The sequence below is a fragment of the Pseudomonas sp. MAG733B genome, assembly GCF_036884845.1.
Taxonomy (GTDB): Bacteria; Pseudomonadota; Gammaproteobacteria; order Pseudomonadales; family Pseudomonadaceae; genus Aquipseudomonas.
In genome coordinates this window covers 4137817-4155964 of record NZ_CP145732.1, presented here as the reverse complement: position 1 = coordinate 4155964, position 18148 = coordinate 4137817, and the positions used below count along the sequence as shown (strand labels likewise).

Annotated in this window: 16 protein-coding genes and 1 tRNA gene; 7 read left to right on the top strand and 10 right to left on the bottom strand. The window is 54.6% G+C overall.

The genetic code is table 11. The annotated features are described in order from the left end of the window. Positions 1 to 123 precede the first annotated feature (123 nt). Genes V6Z53_RS18955 through rfaH form a run of 4 tightly spaced genes read right to left on the bottom strand, consistent with a single transcriptional unit; the run spans position 124 to position 4710 of the window. The gene (locus V6Z53_RS18955) at positions 124 to 2442 is read right to left on the bottom strand and encodes a Wzz/FepE/Etk N-terminal domain-containing protein (RefSeq protein WP_338581143.1); all 2319 of its coding nucleotides are present in this window, start codon (positions 2440 to 2442) and stop codon (positions 124 to 126) included. Between the two features lie 2 nt (positions 2443 to 2444). Beyond that, positions 2445 to 2978 carry a polysaccharide biosynthesis/export family protein gene (locus V6Z53_RS18950; RefSeq protein WP_338581142.1) on the bottom strand — a complete coding sequence of 178 codons (534 nt, stop codon included), beginning with the start codon at positions 2976 to 2978 and terminating at the stop codon, positions 2445 to 2447. Between the two features lie 12 nt (positions 2979 to 2990). Continuing rightward, complete coding sequence (locus V6Z53_RS18945; RefSeq protein WP_338581141.1) at positions 2991 to 4151, bottom strand: outer membrane beta-barrel protein; 1161 nt, start codon at positions 4149 to 4151, stop codon at positions 2991 to 2993. A gap of 22 nt (positions 4152 to 4173) precedes the next feature. Next, positions 4174 to 4710, bottom strand: a complete 537-nt coding sequence (rfaH, locus tag V6Z53_RS18940) for a transcription/translation regulatory transformer protein RfaH (protein ID WP_338581140.1) — start codon at positions 4708 to 4710, stop codon at positions 4174 to 4176. A gap of 609 nt (positions 4711 to 5319) precedes the next feature. On the opposite strand from rfaH, the gene V6Z53_RS18935 reads away from it, so the two are divergent. From V6Z53_RS18935 to V6Z53_RS18925, 3 genes are all read left to right on the top strand, one after another. Further along, positions 5320 to 6297, top strand: coding sequence for an NAD-dependent epimerase (locus V6Z53_RS18935; protein ID WP_338581139.1), 978 nt, complete (start codon positions 5320 to 5322; stop codon positions 6295 to 6297). 135 nt (positions 6298 to 6432) lie between these two features. After that, a complete protein-coding gene (locus V6Z53_RS18930) occupies positions 6433 to 6651 on the top strand; it encodes a hypothetical protein (RefSeq protein ID WP_338581138.1) in 219 nt (72 codons plus the stop codon). Positions 6652 to 6769: 118 nt separating this feature from the next. Then, a complete protein-coding gene (locus tag V6Z53_RS18925; protein ID WP_338581137.1) occupies positions 6770 to 7075 on the top strand; it encodes a hypothetical protein in 306 nt (101 codons plus the stop codon). Positions 7076 to 7187: 112 nt separating this feature from the next. On the opposite strand, the gene V6Z53_RS18920 is transcribed toward V6Z53_RS18925, so the two are convergent. Next, positions 7188 to 7275 (bottom strand) — tRNA-Ser (locus V6Z53_RS18920). A gap of 123 nt (positions 7276 to 7398) precedes the next feature. On the opposite strand from V6Z53_RS18920, the gene V6Z53_RS18915 reads away from it, so the two are divergent. Next, complete coding sequence (locus V6Z53_RS18915; RefSeq protein WP_338581136.1) at positions 7399 to 8070, top strand: Bax inhibitor-1/YccA family protein; 672 nt, start codon at positions 7399 to 7401, stop codon at positions 8068 to 8070. A gap of 66 nt (positions 8071 to 8136) precedes the next feature. Here the strand turns inward: V6Z53_RS18915 and V6Z53_RS18910 are convergent, their stop codons facing one another. Then, positions 8137 to 8574 carry an Lrp/AsnC family transcriptional regulator gene (locus tag V6Z53_RS18910; protein WP_007987480.1) on the bottom strand — a complete coding sequence of 146 codons (438 nt, stop codon included), beginning with the start codon at positions 8572 to 8574 and terminating at the stop codon, positions 8137 to 8139. Between the two features lie 136 nt (positions 8575 to 8710). On the opposite strand from V6Z53_RS18910, the gene V6Z53_RS18905 reads away from it, so the two are divergent. Continuing rightward, the gene (locus V6Z53_RS18905; RefSeq protein WP_338581135.1) at positions 8711 to 9604 is read left to right on the top strand and encodes a DMT family transporter; all 894 of its coding nucleotides are present in this window, start codon (positions 8711 to 8713) and stop codon (positions 9602 to 9604) included. Positions 9605 to 9606: 2 nt separating this feature from the next. On the opposite strand, the gene V6Z53_RS18900 is transcribed toward V6Z53_RS18905, so the two are convergent. The 4 genes from V6Z53_RS18900 to V6Z53_RS18885 all read right to left on the bottom strand — a co-directional run bounded on the left by V6Z53_RS18900 (position 9607) and on the right by V6Z53_RS18885 (position 15812). Further along, positions 9607 to 10812 (bottom strand): hypothetical protein, encoded by a 1206-nt coding sequence (locus tag V6Z53_RS18900; protein ID WP_338581134.1) that lies wholly within the window; start codon positions 10810 to 10812, stop codon positions 9607 to 9609. A 93-nt stretch (positions 10813 to 10905) separates the two neighbouring features. Next, entirely contained in the window at positions 10906 to 12906 is a 2001-nt protein-coding gene (locus V6Z53_RS18895) for a hypothetical protein (RefSeq protein WP_338581133.1), read from the bottom strand. A gap of 195 nt (positions 12907 to 13101) precedes the next feature. Further along, positions 13102 to 14142 carry an FUSC family protein gene (locus V6Z53_RS18890; protein ID WP_338586520.1) on the bottom strand — a complete coding sequence of 347 codons (1041 nt, stop codon included), beginning with the start codon at positions 14140 to 14142 and terminating at the stop codon, positions 13102 to 13104. A 44-nt stretch (positions 14143 to 14186) separates the two neighbouring features. Continuing rightward, entirely contained in the window at positions 14187 to 15812 is a 1626-nt protein-coding gene (locus V6Z53_RS18885; protein WP_338581132.1) for an NADP-dependent glyceraldehyde-3-phosphate dehydrogenase, read from the bottom strand. Positions 15813 to 16069: 257 nt separating this feature from the next. On the opposite strand from V6Z53_RS18885, the gene V6Z53_RS18880 reads away from it, so the two are divergent. After that, positions 16070 to 16957 carry a Dyp-type peroxidase gene (locus V6Z53_RS18880; RefSeq protein WP_338581131.1) on the top strand — a complete coding sequence of 296 codons (888 nt, stop codon included), beginning with the start codon at positions 16070 to 16072 and terminating at the stop codon, positions 16955 to 16957. Positions 16958 to 16973: 16 nt separating this feature from the next. Further along, positions 16974 to 17942 carry a Gfo/Idh/MocA family oxidoreductase gene (locus V6Z53_RS18875; protein ID WP_338581130.1) on the top strand — a complete coding sequence of 323 codons (969 nt, stop codon included), beginning with the start codon at positions 16974 to 16976 and terminating at the stop codon, positions 17940 to 17942. The last annotated feature ends 206 nt before the right edge of the window (positions 17943 to 18148 follow it).

Below are 18148 nucleotides of genomic sequence, written 5' to 3'. Positions count from 1 at the left end.
GTGCATCAGCGCTGAGGGAGCAGACACAGCGTGGCTCCCGCAGGCTTTCCGTAGCTCGGCAGAGGTGAAGCTAATTGTTGTGATGGATGAAACAGGTCCGGTGACAGACCGAGGGACCGGGTTTTACCGGGGTGCGAAGTCGTAGTTGTAAAACGACTTGGAATGGTGGTAGCCGTACTTGCGCGCCTTGCGCAGGTCTACCTGATTGAGCACTGCGCCAAATACCGGCACGTGGCTTTGTTTCAATGTGGCTATGCCCCTCTGTACCTGGCTGATCGGCGTGCTGTCGGCCTTGACCACATAGATCACCGCGTCTGAATGCCTGGCCAGCAATAGCGCGTCGCTGATCATCTCCGCAGGGGGTGAATCGATAATGATGTGGCGGTAACGCGACTTCAATGCCTCAAGCATGCGCTCCATGCGCGGTGAGCTGAGCAGATCCTGCGGCGGAGGCTGGCGGGACGGGTTCAGGGCCTCGGCCGGGGAAGGCAGGCGCGGTGCAGTGAACAGATCCGAGGAAGACGGCATGACCATTCCGGCCGGCAGCATGTCCAGATTGCCCACCGAAACGATGCAGTCTTCGAGCCTCGCAGTGCCTGCAATCACATTGGCGAGCCCCGGACTGTCAGGCGCAAAGTCAAAGTTCAGCGAAAGGGTTGGCTGACGCATATCCGCATCGATCAGCAACACACGCTCCAGCGGAGTGAGGGAACTTGCCAGGTTGTTGGCAATGGTGCTTTTGCCTTCACCGGAAACGGTTGAAGTGACCAGTACAACCTGCGACGGCATATCACTGCTTTGCAACATCAGCCAGGTGCGCAAGTTGCGAATGGTCTCGGAGAAGCGCGGGTTCTCATTGTCCTCGAACAATCGCGCCAATTGCCGACGGCTTTTTTTCAGGACCAGCGGTACCACGCTGAGCAGCGGAACGTTCAACGTGCTTTCAATCGATTCGTCAGTCTTGAAGGTGTTGCTCAGTTTGTCCATGAGCAAGGCCAGCGCCATGCCAAACACCGCCGCGATTAATCCGACGATCCCCACAATCAATTTTTTACGAGGCTTGCTCGCTTCTACGGGAACAATGGCCGAGTCGACAATGCGTACTTTGGTGGAGTCCATGTCGGCGGTGGCGGCGGTTTCCTTCAAGCGGGTGACGAAGGTTTCATACAGCGCGCGGGTGCTGTCGACTTCACGCTGGAACTCGCGCAGCTGGAACTCCTTGCGGGCAATGTCCTGGATCTGCGCCTTGTTGCTATTGAAGGATTGGCGCAGCGAGGCCTCACTGGCCGAGGCGAGCTGGTACTGCCGTTCGATCCCGGCGACCACCTGCTGCACTTGCAATTGCAGGCTCGTGGTGGCCGCGCGCAATTCGGACTGCGCGGAAATCAGGCTCGGGTGTTTCGGCCCATAGCGTCCTGCCAGCTCATCGACCTTGGCTTGAGCCTTGGCCCGATCCGCCTGAAATTGCTGGACCAGCGGGTTACTCAAGACTGCCGGCACGCTTGAGAGTCGACTCAGATCGCCGTTGCTCAGGGCTTTCGCCTGACGGTATTCACTCTCGGCTTCGGCGCGGTTGCGACGGGCATCAACCATGCGATTGCCGGTCATCTCCAGTTCGTTGGCGCTGATAGTGGCGACACCGCCGACGTCGACCAGCCCTTGTTCTTCTCGATAGCCCTGGAGCTTTTTCTCGGCGACACGCAAGTTGTCGCGCAGCTTGACCAGTCGTGTGTTCATCCAGGCCGTGGTGGCCTGCGAGGATTTCTCGCTGGTGTCCAATTGACTGTCGGTAAAGCCTTGAGCCAGCGCGTTGGCCGCCGCTGCCGCGAGGACCGGGTCGGGCAGTTCGACCTCGATTTCCAGCAGTTGGCTTTTCCCTACGAATTTGACGCTGGTATTGAGCATGAGATTTTGCGTGACCTGATTAAACACGTCGTCTTCGCTGGGCGCGTTTTTGATCGGTACCCATGTGCTCAGTCCCGGCAGCCATTGGTCTAGCTCGAGCTGTGCTAGCCATTTGCGCGGCGTGAACCAAGATGTCGGTTGCTGGCGCGGGTCGGTGATCGGGTTGGTGGTCAGGCCGAGTTTTTTCACCGCGCGTTCGGCAAGCTCTCGCGATTGCAGCAGCGCTTGTTGCGTCTGCAAGTATTCCGTAGCGTTGCTGCCCGAGTCCTTGACTTGCTGGAAAGACATCAATGGCGGTGTTTTATCGTTGAACAGCAGGGTGGTACTGCCTATGTATTGCGGGGTAATGGCCGAGACCGCGAGGGCCGCCAACGCACAGCAAAGCAGGACCAGCAAGGCGATGTTCCATTTGGCGCGCCAGATCACCCTCCAGAGCGCGAGCAGGTCAATGGTGTCCTTGTCTTCGCTGTACTGTTGATGCTGATGTACATGCGTTTGAAGAGGACGTTCGACGTAGGTGCTAGGGCTGTTGTCCATGATTAGAAAAAGCCTTGTGCAATGGAAATGGTGTCACCGGGGCCAATCGTGGTGTTTCGGGTCACTTCATCGGTGAGCGTGGCGCCGCCATCACCGCGCACGATGGTTACGCGCTTGATCGAAGCCCGTTCGGTCAAGCCACCGCCCAGGGCAATGGCTTTCTCCAGGGTCAGCCCGGGTATGAATGGATAATTACCGGGTTTTTTCACTTCGCCGTTGATGTAGAACGCACGGTATTCGATCTGGCTCAAGCTGACTTTCGGGTCGGTCAGGTACCCTTGTTTAAGTCCGTCGACGATGATTTTTTCGACTTGGTTGGGGGTCAGTCCTTTCGCGGAAATCTCTCCCAGAAAGGGGTAGGAAAACGTCCCGGCATCGCTCAGGCGGATCTTTTTCATGCTCAACTCCGGCTCGCCGAACACGATGATGCGCAAGACGTCGCCGGCAGCCAGTTTGTACTGAGTGTCGGGATCTGCTGCATAGCTATTGGGTAGAACCGCCAGTGCGAACAACAGGCCAAGAGTATGCGATTTCATGGCGAAACCCTCTTAGAGGCTTACGTTGAAGCTGATCTGAACCACGTTGCGGGTAAAACTTTCGTTGTCGGCATCCGAGTCGTTGTCGCGGAACCGATAGCCGAGTTCGATATCCAGCCACCGGCGCATCGCATAAATCACCGCCAGGTTGTAGTCCTGTAAATCGTCCGTGCGGTCCTGGCCTTCGTAGACATACCGACCGAACCCGGCCTGTGCCACGGTGGTGATCCGATCAGTCCAGCCATGGCGCCAACCGACCTGGGTAAAGGTCGACTTCACCGCATCGGCGCCATCGTCGCCCTCGGCAAGTGCCTGGCGGGCGACAAAGGTGAACGTTGAATAGGTGCGTGGCTTCCATTGCATGTCCACTTGCCACGTCGGGTTGTCGAGGTCCTTGGATTCGCTGCTGTCGAAGTCTTTTTTCTCGTAACCGAGGCGGACTTTACCGGTGGTCTTGGCAGTGATGTCCCAGGCGGCACCGGCGTATAGCGCGTTGGATTTGCTGCTGCGCGTGCTGTTGGGTTCCTGGTAGTCAAAATCGGTATGGTCGTATTCCAGCAGGCCACGGGTATTGCTGCCGATGCGGTGATACCAGGTACTGGTGAGTGCGGTGGTATTTCGTTCTTTGTCGTCGTTGATGCCGTCGGAATTGTCTGAACGAAGCTCGGCGTAGCTGGCACCCAAATCGATCTGATTGTCCGCGCTCTTGGCGCCGAAGGTATAAAGACCACCCACCCGTTTGTTGTTGAACTTGTCATTTTCGCCTTCGACCGCCGTCGATTCGGTGCGCTCCCATTTGCGGTACTCGGCTTCGAGTTTCAAACGGTGCCGGTCGGTGAACTCCATTATGCTGTCCGCGCGCACCCGTTGTGCGGTGTACGAGGCATCTGATTCATCGTGGTAAATGTAGCGGGCGGGCTGCCAGATCAGCCGGGTGGCGCTGTTACGATCTTCGGCCTTGAGCTCGAAATTGGGCACCAGCTTGGTGACCATCGACGACTGCTTATCGTTCTCCAGCTCCCGGAAGTTATCGTCATAGCTTTCTGAAACCAGAAAGGTCGGAGTGAAATCGAATCCGTAAACATTGATAGGCGCCGGATCGAGACTCCAGGCCACTCCCGGGTAAAGAGAGACCATAAGCAGTGCAAAAGGGCAGCGTGAACTCAAGGCCATGTCATGGCTCCTAGACAAACAGTCAGATATTGGGGTGAAACGAGGATAGCTGACGTTCGAGATCACGTAGTGGCATGCAAATCGTTTGGTTCCGATTCAGAAATTGAAGCAGGATCATGACGCGCTCAGGCCCCTGCGAAGTAATGAAAACTCCCTCGAGTGATGACAGTGGCCCACGGATTATCTGCAGGTGGTCACCGGGTGTAAGCGGCGGGCCATCGCGAGATATTGATGATTCGAAACAGCGCGCACGCAGATGCTCGATGACGTTCTCGGGCACCGTCGCTGGACCATGATTGAATTCGACGAAACGACTGACGCCACGGGTGGAGCGTATGGGCGCCCAATTGTCGTTACCTCCAAGATGGATAAACAGATAACCGGGAAAAAGGGATTCCCGTACCTGCTGTCGTTTTCCACGAATCACGCGCTCACTCAGCACCTGAGGATGAAAAACGGCATAGTGTTGTTGAAGCAGATTGAGATGGGCACGTTCGTCCTGGTGAGGTTTGCATTGCAACAGGTACCAGTTGGAACGCTCGGAGCTGATTGCGGGCATGCTGGTAAACTCCGTAAAAATCGAAAGTTTAGGCAGGCAGTGGCTCTACTGAGGGCCGATAAGTAATTAAGTCAGGCAGAGTTATTGTTATATGCGATGCTCGTAAGTGTGTATCAGTAATGAGTCACAACTGTTGCATGGATGTAACAGTGAACTTGTCGAGTGCGTTATATCTGACAGTCTTTCGGGTATAACCAATGAGTAGTTTTCTAAAGGCAAAGCTACCGCACGGTCCTTGTCAGGGAGCAGGATCAAAACAATGAATTCGTAAGTTGCCTAAGGAATAGAGACTACGAAGAAAACTGTATTCGTGTTCTATTTCAACAGACCCGTGTAGTTATTGACCACTCTCGACAAGCTGTCAAACGTTCCTTGTCAAAAAAAATGCCATCCATCCAAAAGTAAAGTTGATTTCTTTCAAATATTTGATTTTTAAGACGAATTTTTTTCCGTCGAACGGATTAAACTTTTTTATCTGTCCGTAGTCATTGGTTTGGCTAGTTGCCAAGAGGACACTACCCAATATTGGGGCATGGTTATATGAACTGGATCTTGTGATTAAGCGACGCTATAAATAGCTGCCTGAGGTTCAACAAGCGGGTGGGCATTATGACCATTCTGGTGACGGGCGCTGCAGGATTTATTGGACATCACACGGCTAAACGATTATGCGAGGAAGGTTTTGAAGTTGTCGGTATCGACAACCTCAATGATTACTATAGCGTAAAACTGAAGCTGGCCCGGCTCGCGCAACTGAGCGAGTCTCCCGGTTTCCGCTTTCAGACGATGGACATTGTCGACAAGCCCGCCTTGATGGCGTTATTCAAAGAAGAGGGGTTCACAGAAGTCATTCACCTGGCCGCGCAGGCGGGGGTTCGTCACTCACTGGAGAATCCGGATGTCTACGCGCAATCGAACCTGGTCGGGTTTTTGAATGTGCTGGAAGCCTGTCGACACTATCGACCAGCGCACCTGATATATGCATCCAGCAGTTCTGTGTACGGTGCTAACAGCAAATTGCCATTCAGCGTCGACGATGCAGTCGAGCAACCCGTTTCCTTGTACGCCGCCACCAAACGCGCCAATGAGTTGCTTGCCCACAGCTATTGCCATCTTTATGGCCTGAAAGCCAGCGGGCTTCGTTTTTTTACCGTCTACGGACCTTGGGGCAGGCCCGACATGGCGCTGTTCAAGTTCACCGAAGCGATTCTTCAAGGCTGGCCAATCGATATTTACCATCATGGTCAAATGGCGCGGGATTTCACCTACGTTGACGACATTGTCGAAAGCATTGTCCGACTGCGCCCGAGGCCCCCGGTCCCGGAAACCGAGACCGAAGGCGTCAACCGAATATTCAACATAGGGCGCGGCAAGCCGGTCGCGCTGCTGGACTTTGTCGAGTGTCTGGAATCGGCATTGGGCATTAAAGCTCAGCGCAATTTTTTGCCGATGCAGGCTGGCGATGTCATCAATACATGGGCCGATGTTTCGGCGCTGGCCGACTGGGTCGGCTTTTCTCCGCAAGTGGAGATTGAAGCCGGTGTGCCGCAATTTGTGAATTGGTATCGCCACTTTTATCGGGTATGAGTCTCGCTGGCGTTTCGGTTTTCTGAGTTCTCAGCGGCACATGTCGAGATTACAGCAACCGTTCGTCGGGACTCTCGCACGAATAAAAAAATGGCAAGTCGATGCAATAGCCCCAAAAAAAGAAGGCAAGTTTCCATGCGACCACTGATCCTTGATTTGCCGAATGGGCGTGAACTCGCCAATGAGCTTGATCTTGCGATCGAGCAGATGATGTGCATCCCGGTTGAGCACATCGGTGGCGCCTTGTGGCTGGAAGCTTCCGACAGACAGCAGCAAGCTTTCAAAAAATGGCGTGAATATCTGCAACTCATGGCGGATGGGCGAGTACGTGTGGACACGCTTAAAGTCGCGTGAATCATCAGTGTTCAGGGTTTTTCGTTTCCACCACTCGTCCAATGCAGGGCACTCGAGCGTGGTGTGACCGTCTCACGTTTAAGCACCGAATTACCGGGCATGAAGACGGAGAGCCACCATGGAAATTGACGAGAACGCCCCTGGCAACAAATCCCAGCAGCCCGAAACACGCATGACCGACAACGAAACCGGCTATGGCTCCGAGAGGGATGCGCCCGAGGTCCCACTGCCCCCAGACGACGAGGCACCGGTTGACGAAGATTTGACCGATGTATATGCCAATCGCTCGGTGTCGGATCAGCATCCGGAAACGGGTCCTGACAACCGCGTCGACGATCCCGACGCAGCCCGGATGAACGAACTTGACGACGACGAAAGGGAGCAGCGCAATATGCCGGCTAGCGATCCTGAGTCAGGTGCCTGAACACGGTCGAAACATGTAGTCAGGACTGCCTCCGGAAAAGTGGAGCTGGGAGGTTTTTACAGAAGCCAGAAACGACAAAGCCCTGAATAATCAGGGCTTTGTCGTATAAAGATGGCGGAGGCGATGGGATTCGAACTCATGGACCTGTTACAGTCGACGGTTTTCAAGACCGTTGCCTTAAACCACTCGGCCACACCTCCGTTTGCGTTGCGGGCGCCATAATACCTGAATGAAACACACTGTCAAACTCTCTGCATAGCTTGTTACAGGGCGTCTGTTATTATCTTTGCGACTGAACGTTTCAAACCAACAGGAGTGTCGCCATGCGCGAACAGGATTACGCAGTTAATAACAGCTTGCAGGCTGAGCAGCTAGAGGTTAGCCGCGTCCTGCGCAACACATACGGCTTGCTCGCACTCACCCTCGCTTTCAGCGGTGTGATGGCCTTCGTCGCACAGCAGATGCGCGTCGGTTACCCGAACATCTTCGTGGTGCTGATCGGCTTCTATGGCCTTTTCTTCCTCACCAACAAACTCCGTGATTCCGCGTGGGGCCTGGTGTCGGCATTTGCCCTGACCGGTTTCATGGGTTTCCTGCTCGGCCCGATCCTCAACCGTTACCTGGGCATGCAGGGCGGCGCTGAAGTAGTCAGCTCGGCCTTTGCGATGACGGCACTGGTGTTCGGTGGCCTGTCGGCCTACGTGCTGATCACCCGCAAGGACATGAGCTTCCTCGGCGGTTTCATCACCGCAGGCTTCTTTGTCCTGCTGGGCGCGACGCTGGCGAGCTTCTTCTTCCAGATCAGCGGCCTGCAACTGGCGATCAGCGCAGGTTTCGTGCTGTTCTCCTCGGTCTGCATTCTGTTCCAGACCAGCGCCATCATTCATGGCGGCGAGCGCAACTACATCATGGCGACCATCAGCCTGTATGTATCGATCTACAACCTGTTCATCAGCTTGTTGCAGCTGTTCGGCATCATGAGCCGCGATGATTAATCGTCAGCTCTGAGTAAAAAAACCCGCTTCGGCGGGTTTTTTCTTGCCTGCGATTTGGCCGCGCGGTCACGCCATCGGCGGCAACCGGCGCTTGACCGGAGTTTTCTTGACGATCGCAGTATTGGTTTCCGCGTGGGTGTTGAGACGGTCGAGCAGGGTGTCCAATTGTTCCATTGAACGCACGTGCAGACGGGCGATGAAGCAGTCGTCGCCAGTCACTTTGTCGCACTCGGTGAACTCGGGAATGGCCATGATTTGCCGTTCGACCTCCTGCAACTGGCCTGGCAGCGGGCGAATGCGCACGATAGCCTGGAGTTGATAGCCGAAGCATTTCGGGTCGATTTCCACGGTGTAGCCCTTGAGCACGCCGCGCTCTTCGAGGCGACGCAGGCGTTCGGCGACGCTGGGCGAAGACAGGCCGCTGATTTGCGCCAGGGCCTTGAGCGAACGTCGCGAGTCTTCCATCAATGCCGTAATCAGCACTTGGTCGATATCATCGGTCATGGCCAAAACCTCAATTAGGCAGTTTTTCAAAATTGCCTTCGCATTAAAGGCAGATTCCGAGTTTAGCCTGCTTTTTGCGCTGGAGAAGCCCCAAGGCTGATCGGCATAATTTGCCCATCAACAAAGGAGTCTGAAGATGGACAACACAATACGTCGCGGCTCGTTCGAAATGACCGCCGCCATGCTGATCTCCGGAACCATCGGCTGGTTTGTGCTGGTGTCCGGGCAACCGGTACTGGACGTGGTGTTCTGGCGCTGCCTGTTCGGCACTGGCACGCTGCTGCTGATTTGCGCGGCATTCGGCTTCCTGCGCCCCGACATTCTGACCCGTACCACGTTCCTGTTGGCCGTGCTCAGCGGGGTGGCGATTGTCGGCAACTGGGTGCTGTTGTTCGCGTCCTATTCTCGCGCCTCGATTGCCATCGGCACCGCGGTCTACAACGTTCAGCCGTTCATGCTGGTGGGTTTGGCCGCGGTGTTTCTCAACGAGAAAATCACCTTGCAGAAAATGGCGTGGCTGGGTGTCTCGTTTCTCGGGATGCTGGCGATTGTCAGTGCCCATGGCGGGCAGGGCGAGAGTGGCAGCGAGTACTTGCTGGGTATCGCTCTGGCGCTGGGCGCTGCGTTCCTCTACGCGATTGCCGCGTTGATCATCAAGCGCCTCACCGGCACGCCGCCGCATCTGATCGCGCTGATCCAGGTCAGCACCGGCGTGTTGTTGCTCGCGCCGTTCGCCCATTTTTCAGCACTGCCGCAAGCGCCGAGCGCCTGGGCCAGCCTGATTACGCTGGGTATCGTGCACACAGGCGTGATGTATGTGCTGCTGTACGGCGCGATCCAGAAACTGCCGACGGCGCTGACCGGCGCGCTGTCGTTCATTTATCCGATCGCAGCGATTTTCGTCGACTGGTTTGCCTTCGGCCATCGTCTGGAACCACTGCAATGGCTCGGGGTTGCCGCGATTCTGCTGGCGGCTGCGGGCATGCAGCAGGGCTGGAGCCTGAAGTTTCGGCGCACAGTAACGCAGTAGTTTCAAAAAAAATCGCCTATACACTCTGCCGGCACGCTATAAACTGCATAATATTGTTGTGCTCCTTTGAGATTGAATACTTCAGCCTTGGGGGTGTTGGCGATAAATATACCGCAGGCTTCTAGCCATCCGGGAGTGTGTTGGGAGTCCTCTAATGCCATATTCCAAATGGGAGTACCGTCTTTCTTAAAAACAAGAAGAACCTCAATGTGGCTTTGATCTACCATCCTGAACACGGGAGTGGTGCTAATGTTGTTATGGTTCAGCAGCTGTTGAGATGACTGTTGCAGATAAATGATTTTTGCTCTCCAGTCAGGTTGCCGTAGGTCGACCTTCTGGTAAAGAGACGGTAGATGCCAATCGACTCGTTGTGTGTCGATGCTTTCATCGTATGGCGGTATATGAAAGAAAATGGGGAGGGGTACCTGGTTCGGGACGTATTGAAAATGGGGTGTGTTCTTATCGCTACTGCTTTCCAGTGAATTTTGTACGATAAAATCTCCAGGGTTTCCTCTCTGTATTAGGTACTCTGCCATCTCAACAAAGTAGTCTGCCTTGTTGGATGCTCCATTTTCGTTTCGGCGGGATTCGTTTAAATGTACGGTGCTGTTGTATTTTTGCAGTCTTTCGATCGGAGCTTTATCAAACGGTTTTCCGCTATCATCACGAAACTTGCACCGTAGCAAGTCCAGCAAGTGAGTACTTTCTTCACGTCTGTGTATGGTGAAATCAGGAGTGATGATTTTTTGACCGATGAAGTATGGCGTTGTGGGCTCCTGCTCCAGAAATGGAGAACCATTTAATGTCAGGGATAGCGGGCGCGCTTCGGGTCTATGGTTGTAAAATCTTGAGATTGCGATCTGATCGGAGTGTAGCCTGCTTTGACGTTGTGTTTGTTGTGAGTCGTCAATACCCAATTGGTCCAGTATCTGTTTTCTTGGGGACTGGAGCACCTTCTCGGCAAAAGCTAAAGTTGTCGTTCTGCCTAACAGGTCAATCATGTAGGGTGATAAATAATCCACGTCATCAGTTTGGGAAAGTGGATGAGTCATTTTTTCAATGTTGCTATCGCTGTGGCCTCGCACCTGACTCATATCGGTAAAGTAGTAGTTGTTCTTTTTTTCTACTAGTTGATCCACGTGCGCTTGATCGTTTTCGGCGACTGAAATGAAATTCTGTATCGTTGATCTGTAATTGTTGTTGATCATTGGTCTGGTCCAAACTTGAAATAACGCTTTTAAAGTGATTGGGGTATCAATGCAGATGCCAATTTCACTTTATATAGGGGGTTTGATTCAATATCAGATTTTCAATCTGTCGCTTAATACTCGATGAGTGATGAAGTGTTGTAATAGCGGTATTCTTGCTTGTTTGATTGTTTCAAATGTGGTGTTGTCGATTTTTATGTTGTTGTCGGAGAATTCCTGGCTGACGGTATCCAGGTCGTCAAGCATGTAATATGTAAAAAGTGTGAGTGTCTGGTGCGTTTCCGGGAGGGTCGCCCTTGATTGGAACTGTTCGGTGTATTCTTTTGCGAGCGCTGCGCGACTTTCAAATAAACTTAGCAGCTTATTATGAGGCTGGGTGGCTTTCAAAAGGGAGTTGTAGGTGATGTAGAAGTCATGGATGTGTTGTACGGCATCGATGATCTTGTCCAAAGGGAGGATATGTTGCTGTTCCGTACCAAATTTTACTTCAGGCAAGTCCCTTTCCAGTGGTCTGACAAATGCTTCGTAGGTTCGTTCTCTGAGTTGGGTTCGGGCCGGAAAGGCATCGTTTTCTGTGCAGTCAGGTTTGAGTTCTGCGTTCTGGTCGTAATTCATCAGCATCGGAACCATCTTGAAGATAGTTTCTTTTTGCCAACGGCTTTCATCTGCCAGATCAGGAATTCTATCAAGTACTTCCGGGAGATCTTCGTAAGTGTCAATCTGCTTGTTGAACAAAGATTTATTAATCACTGTTGTATCTGTCTCGTTGAATCTTGCTACTATCAAGCTATCTAGAGACTTGATCCGATACCCTTCAACAAGATCTCGAATTTGCAAATTAAGGGTTTGCTTCTCCGCTGTGAAGTATTCCATGAATTTTTTAGGGTCAGTATTTTTGAATCCGCCTAATACAAATAGTTGTAACGGCGTAAGGTGTTTGGCCACCGTCAGTTCAGGGGCTGAGAGAAAGGGCTTGCACCGATCCACTCCATGAAAGGTCATTAGCTCGGAACTTCTGGATTCACCCTGATCGTCGGTACTGCTGGCCGATCGGTGATGAACGATCATTTCGGTTCGGATACCGGTTTCGATTGGTGTATCGTTATCCGAATTTTGAATGACTACGTAGCTTGCACCAGGTACGTTGTGAAATTCCTTCTCCAGATCCTCGAAATCAGGAAATTTGGTGGCGGCTTCGCTTTTGGTAAATCGAATGGATTGGGAAGTGTCATAGGGGAAGGCTGCCAAACATTGTTCCTTGTTCGCTTGGCAGGTATCCGTCACCCGGGTCGTGATCAGTTTGAATTCTGCAGCGTAGTTGCTGTTGTCGAAGTGAAACATCCACTCTCTGTATTTTCCGTCATCTTTGCTGGCAGGATTGTCCATGAAGCGAAAGTTTGACACGGCTGGAATGTCACCCAATTGGTACGCGGCTTTAAAGATTTGTAGGGGCGTCAGTTTTGCGTCGAGACAACGGCTGTCTGTTATGAGCGGCTTGACATTTTGTGTGGCAAAGTCGAGCTTTGTATAATCTTCTTTTTTTGTCGCATAGCTATCCATGGCTTCATCATAAAAAGCCTTGAAGGTTGTATAGGTGCGGGCGTCGATTTCACTTGCTGATATTCCGTATGTTGCCCATTCGTTCAACACGATATTGAATTGTTCTCTTAAGTCTTCGTCAATGAGCGAGATTAAGTCGCGGCGAAGAATTTCAGTTGATTTTGCGTCGGAAATTTGTTTGTACTGCGTTTTTTCAATTTTACTCAGATCAGTGATGGCTCGAAATCGATCGGGAATTGAACTGTTGTTGTTATATTGGCCGAGAATGGTACGAACCAGTCCAGGCTCTTTCAGCATTGTCGTGGTGTCGCAATGGATGATTTTTTTGATGAACGTAATGCCGAGGTCTCTTATTTCTGGTATTGCACTGTGAAGTTGGAGCGTGGGTTTTGTTGTGTTGGATGCTGTTATTAATGAATAAAGAACTCTGTTTGTGTCGTCGAATATCAAGCGTTGGTCGCCGTAGGCAGTTTCAGCTTCTATATACTTGAAGGACGCGGTGGGCGTTAAGCTAGTGCGGCTGATGCTAAGCATTTAATATCCCTATTGTATTTGGCTTTATGGCTCGCCTCATTGTAATAAGGGGCGATCTGCTGGCTATTAAAAAAGGCTCATTATTGTGCTTATAAAAAGTCATGTCGGTTTTGTGGTGTTTTCAGTAAATATAAAGTATCGCTTATAAGGTTGCGTTTTCGTTTTGCTCGGATTTTTAACTTGTTTAACAGTGCGTCAGATGTTCCAGCGCGGCGCAGTTTTGGCCAGTCGCTGGCGCATCTCGCCAATGTTCGCAGCCAGTTGTTGAGTCAACAAACGGTAACCGTCGAGGGCGTTGTAGACCGGAGCATCGAGGCTGACGATCGGCAACTCCATAGGACGATTCAAGCGATGGACGACGCCGGTCTTCAGCGCCCGGGCCATGCCGATCAGTTGTACGTGGATCAGCCGGTGCTCTGCTTTCAACGCCGAGCGCAGGCGAGCCACGGTCTCGGGGTCACTAGTATCGGGTCGGGTGTTGGCGAGAATCTCCAGCGTACTGACACACAGGCGTAGCTGACGCTGAATGGCATCGAGTTCGTTCATGGAAATCTTCACCTCCTTGGATACCGATGGCATCAGCGAACGCAGTTGCACCATCACGGTATTCAGGCGCCCCATGAGTTTGAGGTGTTCGTCAGCGGTGACGGGTTGGCCGTTGATAATGCGCGCGTAGATTGTCGCGCAATCACGCAGGGCGTCAGCCAGGTTGTAGCGCCAGGAATAAACCGCATACAGCGGCAGGGCGAAGGAAAACGCCAATGCCAGAGCGATACCGATCAGGATATCCACCCCGCGCCACAACCCGTCAGCGACTGGATTGTCACCGTGCCCAGCGACGATAAACACGGTAATTCCCGCCAGCAACGCGGTGTATCCACCTTTGCCGATGGCGTGGTAGGAGAAAAAACCGCACACCACGGCCATGGCGAAGTAGGTCAGCCACGGCATGCCGAGCCAGGATTGCTGGACCACCAGGACCAGGCCGACAGCCGCTCCGACCAGGGTACCGATCGCCCGTTCCGCAGCTTTTTTGCCGATGTTGCCGTGATGCTGCAAGCCGCCGATCACCACCAGCATCGTCACCGACGCCCACTCACCGTGAGGCAGGTTGATGCCGGTAGTCAGCGCGATCGACGCCAATAATCCGAGCGACACGCGTACCGCATGGATCATCCGCGCATGGCGATAGCGCCGGTACGGGTCCAGCAGCGGACGCAATAACCGGCGCAGCAGCGGTGGCAGGCGAAGCGCGATGGATGTGCTCAGGTTTGCGCTCCTCAGAAGATGTAATCAGTGGTCAAAAAGCTCGAACTGCGGCCGCTGATGATCTCGCTGATCAGATCCTTGTTGGTCTCCTGGAATTTGGTCGCCACCAATGTACGGATCGAAAACACCCGCAAGGCGTCATGCACCGACAAGGTGCCCTCGGCGGAGTTTTTGCGGCCGTTGAACGGATAGGTGTCGGGGCCGCGCTGGCACTGGGCGTTGAGATTGATGCGCCCGACCTGGTTGGCAAAGGTGTCGACCAGGCGGCCAACCGCGACCGGGTTGGTGCCGAAGATGCTCAGTTGCTGGCCGAAGTCTGATTCCAGGACGTAATCGATCACCGTGTCCAGATGCCGGTAGGGCACGATCGGCACCACCGGGCCGAATTGTTCTTCCTGATAGACACGCATCTGCGGCGTCACCGGATACAGCACGGCGGGATAGAAGAACGATGCGCGAGCCTCGCCGCCATTGGGGTTCACCACTTTCGCGCCTTTGCCGACGGCGTCGGCCACCAGCGAATGCAAATAATCAACCTTGCCCGATTCCGGCAGCGGCGTCAGGGCCACGCCACTTTCCCACGGCATGCCCGGTTTGAGGGTGGCGAGTTTGGCGTTGAATTTCTCGATGAACGCATCGACCACGTCTTCGTGGACGAAGAGGATTTTCAACGCGGTGCAGCGCTGGCCGTTGAAGGACAGGGAGCCGGTAACGGCTTCGTTCACGGCGTTGTCCAGATCCACTTCCGGCAGGACGATGCCGGGGTTCTTCGCATCCAGCCCCAGCGCCGCACGCAAGCGGTGCGGACGCGGGTGCAGTTTTTTCAGGTCGCTGGCGGCTTTGTTGGTGCCTATGAACGCAAAGATATCGATGTTGCCGCTGGCCATCAGCGCGCTGACCGTTTCGCGACCGCTACCGTAGATCACGTTGATCACCCCGGCCGGGAAGCTGTCGCGGAAGGCTTCCAGCAATGGGCGAATCAACAGCACGCCGAGTTTCGCCGGTTTGAACACCACGGTGTTGCCCATGATCAGCGCCGGAATCAGGGTGGTGAAGGTTTCGTTCAACGGATAGTTGTAAGGTCCCATGCACAGTGCCACGCCCATCGGCACGCGGCGGATCTGCCCGAGAGTGTCCTGCTCCAGTTCAAAGCGGCTGGAGCGACGGTCGAGTTCCTTCAGGGCGTTGATCGTGTCGACGATGTAATCGCAGGTGCGGTCGAACTCTTTTTCCGAATCCTTCAGGTTTTTGCCGATTTCCCACATCAGCAATTTGACCACGGCCTCACGCTGTTCGCGCATGCGGCCGAGGAAGGTTTCGACGTGCTGGATACGCTCGGCCACGCGCATCGTCGGCCACAAACCCTGGCCGCGATCATAGGCGCGGACGGCGGCGTCGAGGGCGGTCAAAGCGGTTTCGGCGTCAAGCAGCGGCGTGCTGCCGAGGATCACTTGTTCGTCGCCATTTTCGCCGGTCAGGTACACCGGGCTGCGGACCTGGGCGAGGGGGCCGGACCAGGTTTTCAGGACGCCGTCGACCAGGTATTCGCGTTGCTCGATCTGGCTTTCGAGACGGTATTTTTCCGGGATGCTGCCGGCCTCGGGAAACAGGTTGCCAAGGAGATCTGCTGTGCTCATGTCGCTACCCCGTGTGAGATGTCAGCCGTACGCTGATGGCTTGCCGTTCGGAAATCGCTTCAAAGGTTATACGCCCTAATGACCCGACTTTTTAAGTCAATCGAGCGGCGATGGGCAGAGTAGAGGGGTTAAGGGTTTGGATCTTGTGCCTCAAGCGTAGACCGCTTTACCCGGTTCTTGAAACGCGACTTTTGACCTTTGAGCACACAACAGCCGATGCTGCGGTTAAACTTCGCGCTCTTTCTAAAGGAGTTCACATGAGTCACTACCAGCCGGGCATTCTCGCCACCCCTGTTCCGCCTCACGCCCGCCACATGTTCTTTGCTCTCGAATCTGCTGCTGAACTGCCGGCGGCACTCGACAAGTTGATGCAGCTGGTGGACGGCAAGTCGGCAGTGGTCGGTTTCGGTGAATCCCTGGTCAAGGCGCTCGATTGCAACATCGAAGGGTTGCGGGTGTTTCCGGCAATGACCGGCGTTGGCGTGGACAATCCGTCTACGCAACAGGCGCTGTGGTGCTGGTTGCACGGCACTGACCGTGGCGAGTTGCTCAATCGCAGCAACGCCTTTGCCGCTGCCCTGGCACCGGCGTTGCGCCTGGTGCAGGTGACCGAAGGCTTCCGCCACCGCGACGGCCACGACCTGACCGGCTACGAAGACGGCACCGAGAATCCTCGCGACGAAGCCGCTGCGGCTGCCGCACTGGTTGGCCAGGGCGCTGAAGGCATGATCGGCGGCAGCTTCGCCGCGATCCAGCAATGGCAGCATGACCTCCAGCGCTTTCACGCGATGCCATCCCATGAAACGGACGACATCATGGGTCGACGCCTGAGTGACAACGAAGAACTCGATGACGCGCCGATCTCTGCCCACGTCAAACGCACCGCCCAGGAAAGCTTTGCTCCCGAGGCGTTCGTGGTCCGTCGTTCGATGCCGTGGATCGAAGACGAGCGTGCCGGCCTGATGTTCCTCGCTTTCGGTTTTTCCCTCGACGCCTTCGAAGTTCAGCTGCGGCGCATGAGCGGGCTGGAAGACGGCATCACCGACGGTTTGTACCGCATCAGCCGGCCGATCACCGGTGGCTACTACTGGTGTCCACCGCTGAACGACGGACGACTGGATCTGCGTGCACTGCGTATCGGCTAATCATCAAGGAATGACTATGAACGTGGTGCGTTGGGGCATGATCGGTTGCGGCAGCGTTGCCGAGCGCAAGAGCGGGCCGGCCTTCTACAAGGCACCCGGCTCGGCGCTGGTGGCGGTGATGGGGCGGCGGCTGGAGGCGGCCAGCGACTATGCCGCGCGTCACGGCATCGCCCGGGTCTACACCGATGTCGACGCGTTGATCAACGATCCCGAAGTGGACGCGGTGTACATTGCCACGCCGCCCGACAGTCATCACGCTTACGCCCTGAAGGTAGCCGCCGCGGGCAAGCATTGCTGCGTCGAAAAACCGATGTCGCTGAATGCCGGGCAAAGTCGTGAAATGCAAAAGGTCTTTGCCGATGCCGGGCTGCACCTGTTCGTTTCCTACTACCGACGTTCACTGCCGCGCTTCCAGCAAGTGGGGCAGTGGCTGCAACAGGGGCGGATTGGCGAGGTTCGGCACCTGACCTGGACACTGACCAAAGCGCCGTCGGCGACGGATCTGCAGGGCGTGAGCAACTGGCGAACCGATCCAACGATTGCCGGCGGCGGTTACTTCGCCGATCTGGCCAGCCATGGCTTTGACCTCTTCCAGTACCTGCTGGGCGATATTGTCGAAGTCGCCGGCTTCACTGCGCGGCAGGCCGGTTTGTATGCTGCCGAAGATGCGGTCAGCGCCAGTTGGCGGTTTGCTTCGGGAGCGATGGGCTTGGGCTGCTGGAACTTCGTTGCCGATCGCCGCGAAGACCGTGTCGAGGTGATCGGTAGCCAGGGCCGGATCAGTTTTTCGGTGTTCGATGAGTATCCGGTTGAGTTGCATGCCGATGAACAGCTCAGCCTGAACATCGATAACCACGCGCACATCCAGTGGCATCACGTGTTGGGCATGAACGCGCATATACGCGGTGAAGCGCAGCATCCGTCGGTGGCTGGGGAAGCGCTGAAAACCGATTGGGTGATGGACCAGATCCTCAAGCGCCACTGAACCTGCAGATCACACCCAATCCCCTGTGGGGCTTGCTCGCGAATGCGGTCTATCTGTGCCGTAAACGTCGACTGACATACCGCATTCGCGAGCAAGCCCGCTCCCACATTGGGATTGCGCTGCGCATCTAACCTTATGCCCAAACAATATTTCTCAAGCCCGTCATTAGAACTCTAAGATCACGTCATAACTCGTTATAACAAGTG